This window comes from Paenibacillus campi, assembly GCF_034659835.1.
Lineage (GTDB): Bacteria > Bacillota > Bacilli > Paenibacillales > Paenibacillaceae > Saccharibacillus > Saccharibacillus campi.
The window spans coordinates 1,108,174-1,126,094 of the sequence record NZ_JAXSQZ010000001.1 but is presented as its reverse complement, the minus strand read 5'-3'; the positions used below and the strand labels follow the sequence as shown (position 1 = coordinate 1,126,094).

Here is a 17,921-nt window from a genome sequence, read left to right as displayed (position 1 = left end):
TTCGAGTATACAAGCGTACGGGAACGCCCTTATTCCAAGACAGTTGCTGCCGTCCTGCAAATGCTTTAAGCTGTCGATAGACGATATATAAGCGTATTCCAATCGTTACAACCGTATTCAGATCGTTCCCCCATAGTTTGTTTAGTAATACAAAAGACGCCTCTACTATAGGCGTCTTTTGTATTTAAATGAATTCTTTTCATAATAGTGTAGTCGATGATTTTACTGTACCATACGGTTGAACTGCTGAATTCACACTTCACCCGTCTGCAAATGATACGAATACAAACTGCCCTTATGATTTAAAGCGAATTTGCTCCAAATAAAGCCCTTCCGCATCTGCCATACCGCCTGTTTGCGAACGATCTTTAGACAAAATAATGCCTGGTACCTCATCCGGCTGCTTCTCACCTAACCCGACTGCGATTAACGTACCGACCATTTTGCGTACCATATTGTACAAAAAACCATTGCCGGTTACGCGCACTTCGATCATCCCATCCTGCTCGGTCATCTCTAACTGATAAATCGTGCGCACGGAATCTTTTTTCTTTGATTTGGCATTGGCATAGGCGGTAAAATCATATTCACCGATAAAATGCGCTGCCGCTGCCTGCATACGGTGTAGATCAAGTCTTTTGACGACATGCATACTGTATTTGCGCAAAAAAGGCTGGCTATATTCGCGGTTCCAAATTTTGTACACATACGTTTTGTCTGTAGCATGGAAACGCGCATGAAAACGCTCATCGACCTGTTCCACCTTACTAATGCTAATATCCGGCGGCAAATAATGATTCAGAAAGCTCATCACACGCTCGGTCGACAACGACTGTGCTGTTTTAAAATTAGCGACTTGCTGCAACGCATGTACACCTGCATCGGTACGGCTGGAACCGATTATTTCAATTTCCTCTCCAGTCAGTACCGATACCGCCTTTTCAATTTTGCCTTGAATCGTATTATCACTGTCTCCTAGACGTTGCCAGCCTTTATAACGGTTGCCATCGTACTGGATCGTTAGTTTATAATTGTTCATCTGCATTGCTCCCGCATCGATAAAGTAAGTGTTATTGTTAAAATGATGTTCACCGATCGTCAAACCGATCAGCATATCGTATACATCATCCTAACAAACTGCCCGTTGTTTAGCTTATCAGCAACGGTTAACGAGAGCAACAAAAAGCCAGCCCTTGTCATGATCATAAAGGACTGGCTCGCCTATACGTGTCAAATAGGAACGATACGCTAATAGCTTGACCGCGTTAAATAAGCAGTTTGATCGTGCCGAGCAGCGATGTTCTACTGCTAACATTCCAGTGTATTGGCATAATGTAGTCTATCGGACATGGCATGTAAGCTAGTCAAGCTACTGTAGGCTGATTCCATTTAATGGCTAGTTTGAACGCTCTTACCTTTTACCTTTGTTCATAATCAGCCTTTACATAAACCGCAAATAAGCTACAGATGCCCAAAATCCACTTCATACCCTCACCTTTCCAGCTCCTACTAGCAAACTATCACGAACGAAGCGATTCACCGCTCACTTCCTCCGTTGCAGCTCGCTCACTGTGCTTGTCGCTTTTACCCATCCGGAAAATAAAGTAACCGACAATGACAATCCCGATAAAGACAGCGCCTACGATTAATGGTACGCGTGTATCCGGGTTGAAGCACATGCCGATCAACACGCAGATCAAATACATAATGACGATATAATTGCTGACCGGAAAAAATAGCGATTTGAACGTATGCTCTTTCAGCTCCGCACGATTGTGACGACGAAATTTAAACTGGCTGATCGCAAGCGCAAACCACGGCACCATGCCCGGTAAAATGCTAGCGCTATAAATATACAAAAACAGCTTGGAATCCGGAAATAAATAGTTGAACAGCACGCCGATGAGCAGCAGCGCAATCGTCGTAACAATGCTGTTGCGTGGCACACCGCTACCAGCGGCGACTTTGGCAAAAAACTTCGGTGCCTGTCCATTTTCCGCCAGTGTATACAGCATTCGTCCAGCGCTGTAAATTCCACTATTGCAGCCGGACATCGCTGCGGTTAGCACGACAAAGTTAATAATACCGGCAGCTGCCACAATGCCGACTTTAGCAAATGTCAGTACAAACGGGCTTCCATTTTGCCCAACTTCATTCCACGGATAAATCGTTACAATGACAAAGATTGCACCAGCGTAAAAGATCAGAATACGCCAAATAATATTTTTGATCGAACGGCGTAGCGTCTGTTTTGGATTTTCCGCTTCACCGGCTGTAATACCGATCATCTCAATCCCTTGATATGCCGCTGTAACGATGCAAAGCGCAAACAGAAATCCTTTTAACCCGCCAGCAAAAAAGCCACCATGACTGTACAAATTCGACAGTCCGATCGGTTCGCCTCCATTGCCAAAGCCGAAAAAAATCATCGCCGTGCCCAGCACAAGCATCGATACAATCGCTACGATTTTAATCATCGCAAACCAAAATTCAAACTCCCCATAAAACTTAACCGCTGCCAAATTAGCAGCTGCAATAATCGCTACCCCGGCGAGAGCGGGTAACCATTGCGGAATATCGGTAAACCAGTAATTGACGTAAATACCGATCGCGGTCACTTCCGCCATCCCGACGGTCACCCACAAAAACCAATAGCTCCATGCGGTCACAAATCCAGCCAGCGGCCCAATATAACGATGCGCAAACGTCGCAAATGAGCCGGTTACCGGCTGTACGATCAACATTTCGCCCATAATGCGCATGACAAATAACATAATGATACCCGCAAGCAAATAAGCGAGCAGTACGGATGGCCCTGCCCACTGAATCGTACTGGATGAGCCCATAAACAGACCGACCCCAATCGTTCCGCCCAGCGCAATCAATTCGATATGCCGTGATTTTAATCCCCTGTTTAATTGCTTTTGCTCCACAACAAGCTCCCCTTTATGCAAACGGCTTTGGTGCTGCCAACTACACGCGTTAACGCACTACAGAACAACACTGTGCCAGTGTAATGTAAACGATATGTAATTTCAATAGTATGCTATACATTCCACTGGAGACGGATGTGGAAGTCGGTCATATATTGTTTGTATGGAGTGGACAGTTTTGTAATTTTAGTTTCAGCAACTTTAGATTTGAAATTAAAATGGATGCGCACTATATTCGCTTATCATTGTTTGTTTTTATGTAAAATAGTGTCATAACAAGATTTATCTATCTTTTCTATTTGGTATATTATTCTCAATTCCGCTATCTTTTACAGTGATCTAAACGTTACTATTGCTTTTTCGTATGCGCAGAAAGGAATATGTCCATTCTACGCATACTTTTTGAAGAAATTGTGACAATATTTAATACAGCGTTTTACTAAAATTGTCTACTTCATAAGAACAACCTGCCATTATGATGTTCGTTTTTCAGTATTTGCGTCCTGTTTGTAAGATGACAGCCTGCCAACGATCTATAGCTAGTTACGCTCATATCACCGTCAACTCCCGCAATCGATCTCCAATAAAACAAAGGATGTACACTAATTCATGTACATCCTTTGTTTGCTACAACTACCTATTAGGCTGACCAACTTAAATATGCTGTTTGATCCACGCCAGCGTTATGCCTATATCTCTGTCGTACAGCATGAACTTGTGCAGGCTATACAACATTAAATTCCATAGTTAGCACGGTCAGCCTACTCAGCTAATCCAGCTTATCATGCGCTAACCTATGCTGCTGTATGATAATGTATACTATATAATTCCACTTTAATTGCCATACTGATTATAGATATTGTATCGTCTGGCGCATTGTTATACGCTGCTCACTGTAGTGGCAAAATAACGATCCGCTTCGCCACAGCCTCATCCGGTTCATACCAAACCATCACTATATCGCCTGTTTTTAGCTCAGCTTGCTGTGCATCATTGCTCATACTTGGCACACCATTCGTTGGCGTACGATCTGCGCTAGTATGATCCACTGCGGAACCGCCAGTTGAACGACTTGTTGCTGGCAACGCTGCATTGGCTCCAGCTATACTGGAACTGGAACGTGTCGGATCGGTCAACCCACTTCCACTAGCAGATGAATCGGAAGAAGTCGCAGTACCTGTGCTCCCCAAGCTGCCGTCATTATGACGTTCACCTCTGCTCATACCGCCATTGCGACCGCCGGAATGTTCCATCAATGTGGACATTTCGGAAATCTGTACTTGCTGCGATAATGTAATCGTTTGTTTTTTGCCAGTAGCGGTGTAATCAGCTCCGTTCGTTCCGGTGCTTGTTCCGGTAACTTTATCAGTACGACTCGTTGCCGTTGCTGCTTGATCGATAACATCGCTAGCATTGCTACGTGCAGCCGCGTCTATTTTACTGGCGCTCGACTCCATTAACTCCATTTTCACTTTGCTACCATGAACAGACAGCACACGACCGATCACATCGGGATGCGTCCACGCAGTCATGCCGACATCACGTAGCGGTCGCATCATGCCTGCTCCGGCACCTGTAGCGGCAGCCGCGCTCAGCTTAATATTTTGCGCAGTGATTGGATTGCAGGCGCTTAGCAGCAATACACTGCCGAGCAATACCGTCATCGTTGTCAGCGTATGACGACGATGACGACGTGCTACGGTAACGACTGGTCTGGAACTGCGATGCTCTCCATCACTTTGTAATGTTGAGCTGCTATTGCTGTCCCGATCACCGTGTAATGCTAATCTGTTATATTGCTCTCTATTCATCAAACCCCACCTCTTTTTTGACGTTCGGATACCGCAAGCCAAGACCACCCTTTACGCTCTACCAGCCACTCGTACACATCCCGAAAACCCATATACGATAACAAAATAAGCAGTGGATAAACCGGGAATACATACCTTGACTTGATCTCCCATAACAGATAGAAGCCGATAAAGCCCAAAATGACCAATACGAGCGACACTTCTTCATACCGCTTCGCTCGTACACTACCAACCAAACGAATGAGCATAAACACATACATGAGGAAACTAATCGTATACGTAATCCATAATGTGCCGATCCGGTAAGGCGAATTGCCTGCAAACAGCGTAATGATTGGATTCGTATAACTATAACTGCCCATAATGCCGCGCATGCGCAAACCGTCTGCCCCGGTGCCGTCTGTACCGATCCCGTAACGTTCCAATTGGTATGTTCCTTCTGTCCATGTCCAGATCAGCTTTTTGTAATACATTTCTACAAGCTGTAATGGCGTAGCTGCGGACAGCTTTTGTTCAATCGACTGCTTGTACAGCTCAGCGCTTTTCGCTTTGTTATAATCCGCTTCACGCTGATAAATGACATAGCTTTCCATATTGTCCCAAAAGCCAAAGCGCTGCAAATTAATGCCCATATTCAGCCACATATAAATCGGCGCCGAATTGGCTGTGACCGAACCGGATACTTTACCAGATGCTTGCAACCAAGCATTTTGCGCCCAGCTAGGCACGTTAAATAGTGCTCCCATGATAACGATTCCGAGCAATACCTTTTTCCAACCGATACTGCGCAGTTTTAACAGTAATGTCAGCACAATCGCAATTAGGAACAGTACCCCGATACCACGCAAATAATTGCCAAGTGCCAGCAAAATCGCTGCAAACACAATATGCCGAATCTGCCGTTCATTCATAAACCGTAACGCAAAATAAAATCCGCTAATTAACAACGATGTCCCGACCACATCGTTATAAATCAAATTGTTCATAAACAGCGCCGGAATAAATGTTGCCGCAAATACAAGCACACCATAGTCCTTGCTCTGACGCTGCGGGTTAAGCTGCTTATAAATCAAATAAATCATCGATGTGGTCAGCAGCATAAACAAAATATTGAACAGCTTGAGCACGATATAATTATCCGGAAACAGTGCTAACAATGCTTCCAAATACAACACAAGTGAATAATTAAACGGAAACATATGCAAATATCCGCCCGGCTGGAATGTCGAATAATCACCTTTATACAGCATGCTCAACGCCAGTCCAATCACCGTCTGGGAATCATCGGTCGGCTGCCGTGGGAAAATAAAAATAATCGCCAGCTGAATTAGCAACGAGCCTAGCAACACGAGCGGAATGACCGTGCGCGGTCGATACGCTTCCAGTTTTAAACAGAGCCGATATAACACAACGCCCAGCACGGTCAGCACGATAATTAGCGGCACAAAAATAAGCCATTGTTGCCGCTCCAGTAGCGGATTATCTGCATAGACCGCATAAATATACTCGGCATGTATAAAAAAGCATGACACGATAAAAAGAGCCGTAAAAAAAATCAACAGCCCGTATACCATTTTCTGAAACCAAGTTTGCATGCAAAAACCCCTTTGCGTAGTGTAATGGTAGCCAGTTGTGCAAGGAACCGTATACCCATGATGATGGATGAAAAGCAGGGCAGATCGGTCATACTCTCTCATTTTTGTCGATCTATCGCCGCTATTATAAACGGTAAACATGAAAAATGCCTGAAAATCAGCACAGAAATGTATAAAATTTATCATGTGCCCACATTGCACTGCTGCCACCCACATCTATGTGAAGCATAACGTATAGATATGAATTGTATACGAACTCCAATTCATTATTTTTCTACAGTCTGTTCGCTATTCCTTTTGCACTTCGTTCCGGTTAGTGCCCATTTCGCCTCATAATGATCTGTTTGTTTGCATAGCAAAAACCCCGAGCCGCATACGTAGGCGCCTGCAAACATATTGTAAACCCTCAAGCATTGCTTAGGAGAGTTCCAACTGCTTACAGATGCCCCTTTTATACGATCGAGGCTATATGCTTGAATGTTATCACTGCTGATTGTGAATAAGCAACCGTCCAGCAGCATTGTGATCGAATCCGTTCACGTTCACACTTTACTTTCAACCGATTTTGCCACAAATCCCGCTTCAGCTGCTCGCTATTGTGCGCCTCTGCACCACTTGAGCAATGCCGCTAATTTTGTGCAGCCCCCGAAATGATGGATCATTTGACCGAACTTACCGCTGCCAGCAATTGCTCACTGCTAATCGGCTGTTCCATTGAGATACAATACGTATAGCCGTTCTGCTCCCATGTTGCCAGTTTGTAGCCTTTGTCACTGCCTTTAATCGTAACTGACAATCCATTCTGATTAACCGTACGCTTACTACTGTAGTCCGTATAATCGCCACTAATGTCGCCGCCACCAGATGCCATACGCAATGTAAGCTGATTGCTGCTACCTATATAACGAATCTCTGCTACCCCATCAAGCAGCGCATACTTTGTCTGCTGCGCTGTAAAAGGCAATACAGTCACTTGTTTTACTGCAAAACCTGCTGCCTTCGTTAATGCTGCCAATGAATCATAGGGTGTACTGCCGGTAATCGTAGTAGATCGTAATGTGGAATCCGCTCTGCTTGGCGCCATCATATCCGATTGTGGCCCGATTCCTGTTGCTTCCGGCACGGCTGTACCTGTACGAACCGATTCATTGCCTGGCGCAAATCCATGCTGAGCGGTTAGTACCCCTGCGAGTACGACGATTAGACTAGCTGCGGTTACCATATATTTGCGGTAACGTGTCCATACGGTTGGTTTTGCCGGCGTAGCTGGTTGTATATCCATCGTGCGAATCCGACTCATAATGCGTTCATGCATGTCAGGAGTTACCTGAATCCGCTCCATAATTTCGTTGTATTTGTTTCGCTTACGCGGCTCACTCGTCAAAATCATACTCCTCCTTCAACACCTGCTTTAGCTTTTCCCGTGCGCGATGCAGCAAAGAGCGTACGGTTGTCTCCTTTTTGCCGATAATGTCCGCAATGTCAGCCGTCGGATACCCTTCCTGATAAAACAGATGCATCACTTCACTGTACATCGCCGGCAACCGCTGCACCGCCTCCCATACAAATTGAAGCTGCTGTTCGTTATCAGCGATTAGCCCTTCATCCAGCTCACTCGTTTGGCGAACCCGATTGTAGCGAATTTTGTTTTTGCATAAATTGATCGCGACCCGCAGTACCCATGCTTTCTCATGGCTTGGACTATTAAACTCCGGCGCCGCCTGCATATACCGAATCAGCGTATCTTGCACGATATCTTCCGCTTCCATCATACTGTGCAAATACGAATACGCCAGTCGTAAAATGGAATTACCGTACTGCTCCAACACCGATTCTGCTTTGCGGTTTGATTGCTCACGCCATGTATGCGGCTGTTGCAATACAGCTACCGTATCACGAGCCGATTCGTGTGGCGAGCGATCTTGCTCCTGATCGATCGCCGTTTTCCAGAGCGACGTTAGACGCAAAACGACCTGTTTTATTTTACTAATCAACGTATGAAAAGGATTATATATGGAAGTACCTGTCTCAAACAAAAAATGACCTCCTACACGACAAATTAAGGATTGGTTTCACTGGTGAAATGGGATTGCCAGGGATACAGCAGCACAACCTCAACTACAATTACAGCTTGTACAAACCGTTTGTTGTGATCTGACTCCCTTTCATTATACGTGATTATACGGATGCTGTCGTTATCGTTTCGGATTAAGGTACTGTACATAGTACACAACGACAGAGCGCTAATTGTTGCGCAATTGTGGGAATTTATACCTAAAAATAGTGTACTACCTCCAACAATAGTGCGGTATACAGTGCCTTCGAATCCCCATGATACACATAAACTCCACTACAGACAGGCAAAAAACATCCCGAAATATAGTTCGGAATGCTTTTTGCCTTCGTGCTACACCTTGTATGCTATATGACTGGAATCATAATCCGTTTGTGATGCCTACTTTTATTTTACATGAACGGTATAGATTACGGTTTTTGCTGGTTTAGCGCCTTTTTCCCAAGCGGGTGTATATTTGAATGTCAGTTTGTAAGTGCCTGGTTTGTCGGCTTGAAATACCCATGTTTTGTTAGTTGGTGCGCCAACGATTGTGTCGCCGTCTTTGCTTTTACTGCTGGAAGCTGTTGCTTGTTCGGATGCTTTTACTAATTTCAGCTGTGGCTCAGCTTTGTAATTCCATGTATACCCAGTGGAGTCGTTTTGTTCCAGCTTGATGTCGAATGTTTTGCCTGCTGTAGCTTCGATCTTTTTGTGAGTTACATTCGCTTGCTCAGATTGTTTTTTGTCGCCCACTTTAATGGTATAAATGACCGTTTCAGCTGGTTTGGCATCTTTTTTCCAAGCGGTAACATACTTGAAGGTGATTTTATACGTACCTGGCTTGTCTGCTTTGAAGTTCCATGTTTTAATGGTCGGTTTTACCATCCCATTTTCTCCTTTTGGAGATTTTTCAGACTTGGATACGAATGTGATGCCTTTATCGGTTGTATACGTCCAGGAATAACCGTTCGATCCCAATTCTTCGCGATTGATCGTAAATGTTTCACCTGCTACGGTTTTGATCGTTTTGTACGCTACTTTCGCTTCTTTTGAGGTCGATGTTTTATGTGTTTCCGCACTGATCGTATGCATTGCACTTGGCGCCGCATGAATGACATTTGCGCTTACACCTCCGAGCAATGCTACACAACTTGCTGTCAGTGCGAATACTTTCCATCCTTGACGACGTGCTGTTTTTGAAGCAGGTTGGTTGTTTACGTTTTTGTTCATTTTGAATCTCTCCTTGTCAATAAGTTGTTATAGGTTTTTGTTTTCGTTAATTGCAATTGCGCTGTGGCTTCGTTGTGTTATTTTCTTGTTTCTATCTCGTATACACTAGCTGCTTAGCTATTGTTGCAATGTGTGCAGAAATTTTAATTATTTTATAGTTGCATCCATTCACTATGGAAATTGCGCACCATTCGCCAACTGTACAAACGGAATGAGCTGGCTTGGTGCAAGCACCTGGTGACATCAAACTGCTTATTTAACATGAACAGTATAGACGACGGTTTGTGCTGGTTTGACCCCTTTTTCCCAGGCGCGTTCGTATTTGAATGTCAATTTGTAAGTGCCTGGTTTGTCGGCTTGAAATACCCATGTTTTGTTAGTTGGTGCGCCAACGATCGTTTCACCGTCTTTGCTTTTACTGCTGGAAGCTGTTGCTTGTTCAGATGCTTTTACTAATTTCAGCTGTGGCTCAGCTTTGTAATTCCATGTATACCCAGTGGAGTCGTTTTGTTCCAGCTTGATGTCGAATGTTTTGCCTGCTGTAGCTTCGATCTTTTTGTTGCTCACATTCGCTTGGTCTGCTGCTTTTTTGTCATTCACTTTAATCGTATAAATGACCGTTTCGGCTGGTTTGGCATCTTTTTCCCAAGCCCGTACATAATCAAATGTCAGTTTATATGTGCCCGGTTTGTCCGCTTTAAATGTTAATATCGTGTCGTTTGGTGCACCTACGATCGGGACATCTTTTTTATCGACGTCGGCAGGTATTGGAGATGTCTCCGTTTTGTTGACAAACTGAATGTGCGAATCAGCTTTGTAGCTCCATGAATAGCCTGTCGATTCGTTTTGTTGTAATTTAATGTTGAATGTTGCGTCGGTGTTCGCTGCGATTGTTTTATTGGTTACTTTAGACTCGTTCACTGCTGACGCTCCTTCGGTCATTTGCCCAAATTGTTGAGGATCAATCGGCGTCGTCGTTACAGAACTTACCACATACGTATAAGGTGCCACATCGGACGCTGCATAGATCATACCGCCCCCCACTCCGGTTCCGAGTAAGGCGACACAGCCTGCTGTAATTGCGATACCTTTCCAGCCTTGACGACGTGCATGTGAAGCGGTTGATTGTTCGTTTGCATTCTGTTTCATGTTAATTCTCTCCTTGTCAGTCCATTGTTAGCGGTTTGGAAATACTGCTGTTTGCTCGTTATTCACTTGTCGTGTTCGTGTTTTGCCTTGTTGTGATCTGCTTTCTATCCAATACACACCAAAAACTTAGCTATTGTTGCAATGAATACAAAACATATTCAAAAATATAACTATCATGTTTATCGTCCACACTGCAACTTTAATAAGGATACTCTATACATTCGTCTGTGCGTCTATAACCTACATCCATCCATAACGATAACAGAAACATCCTGATACCAAAAAATCCCGATGCTTAAGCAGCATCGGGATGTCGATACAATCATGTATAACGATGATCGAGTAACTTGTCTAGCGCAATGGACGAGATCGAAAAAACAGTTCTAATCATAATGTTTCATTAGGCTCTATCTGCCCATGATGCTCCACTGCTCAGGTTACATGATCATTAATGCTATTCATGCAACTTACTCCTGCCGAGCATATTTACAATCCAATGATGAAATACCGCTTACGACAAACGTCCGCTGAAATCTTCAAATTGGAATGTACGAATGACACGAGCGCCTTCTTCATCATTATAGCTAACGATAGAAGGCAGATTTACACCGTTAAACATATGGTTTTTGACCATACTGTAAATCGCCATATCGGTAAACACGAGACGATCGCCAGGTTGCAGCGGCTCAGGGAATGAATAGTCGCCAATCACATCACCGGCAAGACAAGTCAGTCCACCTAGACGATAGGTGTACGGATGCTCGCCCGGTTTGCCGGAGCCGATAATATGCGGACGATATGGCATTGCCAGTACATCTGGCATATGGCATTCTGCCGACGTGTCAAGAATGGCGATATCCATCCCATTTTTCATCGTATCCAGTACGGTAGCGACCAGATAACCAGCATTCAGCGCAATCGCTTCGCCTGGTTCCAGATACACTTCCACATTGTACGTTTCTTTAATGTGCGTAATGCAGCGGCACAGCGTATCCAGATCGTAATCGGCACGGGTAATATGGTGTCCACCACCAAAGTTTACCCATTTCATTGCATGCATATACTTACCAAACTTCTCCTCGACCACTTGCAGCGTGCGCTCCAATGTGTCGGAGTTCTGTTCACACATCGTATGGAAGTGCAAACCGTCAATACCTTCGAGATCGTTCTCGTCGAAATTGTCCAGCGTTGTACCCATACGGGAATAGTTATAACAAGGATCGTACAAAGGCACTTCGATTTCCGAATATTCCGGATTGATGCGAATGCCGCAACTGATCTTTTTGTCCGCGTGTTGCACACGATCTTTGAAACGGTGCCACTGGGAAAATGAGTTGAAGACAATATGATCGCTATAGGTCATCATTTCATCGAATTCCGCATCGACATAAGCCGGTGCATACACATGTGTCTCCTTACCCATTTTCTCATAGCCGAGCCGCGCTTCAAATAGAGAACTGGACGTTACACCTTTTAAATATTGTCCGATCAGCGGATATAGCGCATGCATTGAAAAGCCTTTTTGCGCCAGCAAAATGTGCGCGCCAGTACGTTGTTGTACGGAATCCAAAATCTCCAAATTTTTCACGAGCAGACGCTCGTCTACGACATAACTTGGAGAAGGAACAGCGCTGTAATCGATCGGTTTCAAGTTATCGGTCATTTCCGTCTCCCTTATCATTAGTCAAGCAGCGTTGGCGAGAAATCTTCTTGCCAAGGCAGACCTTGTTTGTTCAGTTGTTCCATGAATGGGTCGGGATTCATTTCTTCGACGTTGTATACGCCTGCTTTCATCCACTCGCCTTTGATCATCAGCATCGCGCCGATCATCGCCGGTACGCCGGTTGTGTAAGAGATCGCTTGGGAGCCAACTTCACGATAACATTCCTCATGATCACATACATTGTAGACGTAGTACGTTTTTTCTTCGCCATCTTTTGTACCTTGAGCGATAATACCGATGTTGGTTTTACCCTTTGTTCTTGGGCCGAGTGAAGCCGGATCAGGCAGGATCGCTTTCAGGAATTGCAGTGGAATAATCTCTTTGCCTTCAAAGTTGATCGGCTCAATCGAAGTCATGCCTACATTTTCCAGCACTTTCAAGTGAGTCAGATAGTTTTGCGAGAATGTCATCCAGAAACGAATTTTTTTGATACCAGGGATGTTTTTCGCCAGTGACTCTAGTTCTTCATGGTATAACAAGTAAATATCTTTAGGACCGATCTCCGGCAGATCGTATACTTTTTTCTCGGACAGTGGTGGAGTTTCGATCCACTCGCCGTTTTCATAATAACGACCATTTGCCGTAATTTCACGGATATTAATCTCTGGGTTAAAGTTGGTTGCAAACGGATACCCGTGGTCACCTGCATTCGCATCCACGATATCGATCGTATGAATTTCGTCAAAATAATGTTTGATCGCATACGCGGAAAATACGCCGGTTACGCCTGGGTCAAAACCGCATCCGAGCAAAGCCATAATGCCAGCTTCTTCAAATTTCTGTTTATAAGCCCACTGCCAGCTATACTCGAATTTCGCCGTTTCAGGCGGTTCGTAGTTGGCTGTATCCAGGTAGTGAGTCTTGGTCGCAAGACATGCGTCCATAATGGTCAGATCCTGGTACGGAAGCGCAACGTTGATTACAACGTCAGGACGGAAACTTTCGATCAGAGCGATGATCTCGTCCGTATTGTCGGCATCGAGCTGCGCGGTACTAATCTTGGTTTTCCCTCCGTCCAATTTATTTTTCAAAGCTTCACATTTTTCAACTGTACGGCTTGCGATGCAAATTTCCTCGAATACATCCGGGTTCTGTACACATTTGTGTACAACCACACTAGCCACGCCACCGGCGCCGATAATTAACGCTTTTCCCAAAATATTGACCTCCTTAAAGTCCGTTTCGTTTTGCTCTACATGCTCAAGGTCACGCCTGAACATCGCGACGTACAGGTCTTACTACCCACCTGTCAATCAAAAACGCCAACGTTGATTATACATAAGTATGTGCAGTTAATCAATAAAAATCGACAAATTTCGTTGTGGCACATGTTTAACGATGATTTTCCTTGAAAATACTTCGAAATACGCATTAATGCTTCCATTTACAGTCTTTAGCGCAGTAAATAACAAGGGTAAACAGACTGATTTTTCAATCGAATAAGATTAAATTTTTCAAAATGGATATTTATACGTTTTAGTTGGAGCATGGCGATCAGCTTGATCGCTATCGATGCGATCAAGAACACATATATGATGCAAATCGAACTGCCGCCAACAGCTGCCCTAGTTTGACCATACCGCTTTTGTCGATCACTATAATGGTGCTACAAGATCGCTATAGCCAGTTAGACGATGTACAAACAATGATTAGCATCATGTAATGAATGGGCACATGATACTACGAGACGAATCATTTATTGTGTAGAGCCATAGGATAGGCTACGCCTTCGTTTCACATTTCGTTCACAATTTTTCTTTATGCAGAGCATACTGAATATTTATAACTTCGATATTATAAATAATCATCCAAATGCAAACTATCGGCTGCTTTTCGCTCTATTTTAATTGTAAACAGATCATCGTCGTTAATGATCAAGCTTGTCTACTAGCTGCTGTCGGCAACAAAAAATTACATTCATTTTACAATTGTTCAGCGAGCTGGAAATCGTACATACGGCATATCCAGCTACTTTTAAGCTTACCATGCTAGAAATGAACTGCAAGTGAGCGGATTAGCGAAATGCGCTGCCATTTCAACACTGCTTCTGGAGCTGGAATATGTAGCGACTACAGTTTTACATTGTGTACACAGTTAAACATATTAGAATTAATAAAATAAATTCATACTAGGTATGCAATTACTTAAATATGTATGGAGGCTTTATGATGACCAAGAAACTGATGTCCACTCCGTTTAAACTGTTGATGGCGACAACGCTCAGCTCTGCACTCGTGCTGGCACCAACTTCCTCCCAGCTGTTTCCGACAGCAGAAGCTAAAGCAGCGGTAAAACAAACTTCCTCCGCCACCACAACACCAATCAAACATGTGGTCGTTCTTTTTCAAGAAAATGTCGCGTTTGACCACTATTTTGGCACCTACCCTTATGCGGTCAATCCAAAAGGTGAGCCTGCATTCAAACCAGCCGCCAATACGCCTACCGTGAACGGGCTAAGCGGCGTTTTACTTACGAAAAACCCTAATGGTGTCAATCCACAACGACTGGATCGTTCACAGGCGCTGACAGCAGATATGGATCACAGTTATTCGGCAGAACAGAGCGCATTTAATGGTGGCAAAATGGATCAGTTCGTTAAATACGGCGGTAAAGGCTCCAGCGTCGTAATGGACTATTTTGACGGCAATACCGTAACGGCAATGTGGAATTATGCGCAGCATTTTACACTGAACGATAATTCATTTGGCACCGGTTATGGCCCATCTACTCCGGGTGCATTGAATCTGATCTCCGGACAAACGCATGGTGTGAAGCTGTACAGCGCCAATGCCACCGAGCATGGCGAACTAGCTACTTCGCAACTGGATAGCGGCACTATTACCGATGATTACAACCCTTATTATGATAAAGCTTCCACCGGTACGACTGCCGCAATGGACGATACGAACAAAAACGTTGGTGATCTGCTTAACCAAAAAGGCGTAACATGGGGCTGGTTCCAAGGCGGATTCCGCAATATCAAAGAACAACACAAAAATATCGGTGGCCATATAGTGACAGATTACAGCCCACACCACCAGCCATTTCAATATTACAAATCGACGTCCAACCCTAACCATGTCGCACCATCGTCCAATGCGATGATCGGCAAAAGCGATCGTGCGAACCATCAGTACGATCTGGCAGACTTCTGGACGGCAGCGGATTCCGGTCACCTGCCAGCAGTCAGCTTTTTAAAAGCGCCAATGTATGAAGATGGACATGCCGGTTATTCCGATCCGATCGATGAGCAAGTATTTCTGACCAATACGATTAACAAGCTGCAACAACTGCCAGAATGGAAAGATACCGCCGTCATTATCGCTTATGATGATTCCGATGGATGGTACGATCATGTGATGCCACCACTCGTTAACGGCTCCAACGATCCAAAGCTGGATACGCTTAACGGTCAAGGCGATGCAGGCACACCTAAAATGGGCGATTATAAAGGTCGTGCCGGCTATGGCCCACGTCTGCCATTGCTGATCATTTCGCCATATGCCAAACATAATTTTGTCGATAATACGCTGACCGATCAATCCAGTATTTTGAAATTTATCGAAGATAACTGGAAACTGGGACGCATCGGTAACCATTCGATGGATGAAGTGGCAGGCACATTGACGCATATGTTTGATTTTACAAATAAAGACCGCAATACAGCGCTGTTCCTGAATCCGCACACTGGCGAAGCTGAAAGCAAAAAAGATGCGGCAATTCAAACGAAACAGTATATCGCGCAAATTTATAAAGATATGAAATAATCTATTACGGTTTACCTAGACTACCGTACTTCTACATCAGTATGATGATGTACTTTTATGTTGATATAGGTTTTATATGACAGATTATTTGCTGATGGGATGTACAAGTGTTTGTACCTTTATAAAACAGGCTGGATACCGATCATTGGACAGGATGGGTATCCAGCTTTGTTTTCATTCAGTTGCTTACAATCGATATACAAATATAGACATTGATTCGTATTCGATACGATGTAGTCCTTTGACCGGTTTAAATGTAATGTCTGATCAACTCCATCTAAATTACAACTTTAGTTGGGTACTCGTTTCACGATTATGCAGCAATTGCATCCTATTCAACATTCAAATTAATTTCGGTCAACGCAGTAGTTTATCGTTAACGTTCATTTGTAGCTTTACTGTTGTTACTTTGGCATGATGAAAGGATGATGAACCGATGATTATACAAACGATCATTGCATGTAGTCTCGTAATTGGATTCGGCTGGACGATGATTCATGTGATCAAACTAATGCTACGTTCACAGCAACATAAATGCACCCAACGCCATGACATGTTCAGCCGCACTGCCTTATGTGTTATGACCGTTACCGTGTTAACACTAGCGCTGCTAACTACTGGCTGGACGCCTGTCGCAAAAGCGGATACGATGACCGGGATGAAGAATAGTTCTTCCCCATCTGCAACGACATCCAAAACTAAAAGCAATTCCACAACTTCCACGGCGACCGATTTCAAGCTAACTGACCAAGATATCAAGCAACAAAATCAAAGCGCCGTCAATCTTATGAACGAACAAGCATTGACGCCAACGATATTAGCCGATGGCACTAAACAATTTGTGCTAACTGCTTCCACTTTTGCATGGGGACTGTACCCAGGCAAAGTAATGGAAGGCTGGGGCTTTAACGGCACGATTCCCGGTTCGCTTATTCGTCTGAATGTTGGCGATCAAGTTGATATTATCGTTCATAATCAACTGGACGAGCCGATGACGGTGCACTGGCACGGTCTGCAAGTGCCGAATGCAATGGATGGGGTGCCAGGTATGCCTAATCCAGCGATTCAGCCTAACGGAAGCTTCCATTACAAATTTACCGTTACCGAGCAAATGATCGGTACACATTGGTATCACAGTCATTATGATGACGATTTCCAGGTAGATGCCGGTATGTACGGCGCGATCATTGTAGATGATCCGAGCAGCAATACCGGTACAACGACCACTACTACCGATGGACAGCATTATGATGTCGATAAACTGTTTATGCTCGGTGCCACCAAAGTCGATGGTGCTGATCCGGAAAATGCGTTTACAATTAACGGCAAATCTTATCCGTACACCCCGCAAATGACGGTGCAAAAAGGACAACGTGTATTGCTGCGACTCGTAAATGCGAGCGCCGAAGATTATCACGCGATTACGCTGGATGGTTACACATTAACGATCGTAGCCGAAGATGGTCAACCATTGCCTGATCCGCAAAACGTTAGTGTCGTCTCGATTGCTCCGAGCGAAACATTGGACATTGCTTTTACAGCAAATCGAACCGGGGACTGGTGGTTCCATAGCACCATCGCCAGCGAGCTGTCTAATCCTGATGATACAACAGATGATCTAGGCGGTATGATGACGCTGATCCATGTGAAGTAAGGA

At 44.3% G+C, this 17,921-nt stretch carries 12 protein-coding genes; 2 read left to right on the top strand and 10 right to left on the bottom strand.

Going from position 1 to position 17,921, the window contains the following annotated elements; genetic code table 11:
- Positions 1 to 295: 295 nt before the first annotated feature.
- The 10 genes from truA to U1I11_RS04480 all read right to left on the bottom strand — a co-directional run bounded on the left by truA (position 296) and on the right by U1I11_RS04480 (position 13,654).
- Positions 296 to 1,039: a tRNA pseudouridine(38-40) synthase TruA gene (truA, locus tag U1I11_RS04525; protein ID WP_322904511.1), complete on the bottom strand. Its 744-nt coding sequence runs from the start codon at positions 1,037 to 1,039 to the stop codon at positions 296 to 298.
- A 481-nt stretch (positions 1,040 to 1,520) separates the two neighbouring features.
- Entirely contained in the window at positions 1,521 to 2,933 is a 1,413-nt protein-coding gene (locus U1I11_RS04520; RefSeq protein WP_322904160.1) for an amino acid permease, read from the bottom strand.
- A gap of 890 nt (positions 2,934 to 3,823) precedes the next feature.
- Entirely contained in the window at positions 3,824 to 4,744 is a 921-nt protein-coding gene (locus U1I11_RS04515; protein ID WP_322904159.1) for a hypothetical protein, read from the bottom strand.
- Complete coding sequence (locus U1I11_RS04510) at positions 4,744 to 6,339, bottom strand: ArnT family glycosyltransferase (protein WP_322904158.1); 1,596 nt, start codon at positions 6,337 to 6,339, stop codon at positions 4,744 to 4,746. Before U1I11_RS04510 ends, U1I11_RS04515 begins: the two co-directional genes overlap by 1 nt.
- 658 nt (positions 6,340 to 6,997) lie before the next feature.
- Positions 6,998 to 7,723 (bottom strand): hypothetical protein, encoded by a 726-nt coding sequence (locus U1I11_RS04505; protein ID WP_322904157.1) that lies wholly within the window; start codon positions 7,721 to 7,723, stop codon positions 6,998 to 7,000.
- Complete coding sequence (locus U1I11_RS04500) at positions 7,713 to 8,375, bottom strand: RNA polymerase sigma factor (protein WP_322904155.1); 663 nt, start codon at positions 8,373 to 8,375, stop codon at positions 7,713 to 7,715. Before U1I11_RS04500 ends, U1I11_RS04505 begins: the two co-directional genes overlap by 11 nt.
- Positions 8,376 to 8,800: 425 nt before the next feature.
- Positions 8,801 to 9,625, bottom strand: coding sequence for a protease inhibitor I42 family protein (locus U1I11_RS04495; RefSeq protein WP_322904153.1), 825 nt, complete (start codon positions 9,623 to 9,625; stop codon positions 8,801 to 8,803).
- Between the two features lie 252 nt (positions 9,626 to 9,877).
- Positions 9,878 to 10,774, bottom strand: coding sequence for a protease inhibitor I42 family protein (locus tag U1I11_RS04490; RefSeq protein WP_322904151.1), 897 nt, complete (start codon positions 10,772 to 10,774; stop codon positions 9,878 to 9,880).
- A gap of 511 nt (positions 10,775 to 11,285) precedes the next feature.
- On the bottom strand, positions 11,286 to 12,437 hold the full coding sequence (nspC, locus tag U1I11_RS04485) for a carboxynorspermidine decarboxylase (protein WP_322904149.1): 1,152 nt from the start codon (positions 12,435 to 12,437) through the stop codon (positions 11,286 to 11,288).
- A gap of 17 nt (positions 12,438 to 12,454) precedes the next feature.
- Complete coding sequence (locus U1I11_RS04480; protein WP_322904147.1) at positions 12,455 to 13,654, bottom strand: saccharopine dehydrogenase family protein; 1,200 nt, start codon at positions 13,652 to 13,654, stop codon at positions 12,455 to 12,457.
- 1,008 nt (positions 13,655 to 14,662) lie between these two features.
- On the opposite strand from U1I11_RS04480, the gene U1I11_RS04475 reads away from it, so the two are divergent.
- Entirely contained in the window at positions 14,663 to 16,264 is a 1,602-nt protein-coding gene (locus U1I11_RS04475) for a phospholipase C (protein ID WP_322904145.1), read from the top strand.
- A 436-nt stretch (positions 16,265 to 16,700) separates the two neighbouring features.
- Positions 16,701 to 17,918: a multicopper oxidase family protein gene (locus U1I11_RS04470; RefSeq protein WP_322904143.1), complete on the top strand. Its 1,218-nt coding sequence runs from the start codon at positions 16,701 to 16,703 to the stop codon at positions 17,916 to 17,918.
- Positions 17,919 to 17,921 lie beyond the last annotated feature (3 nt).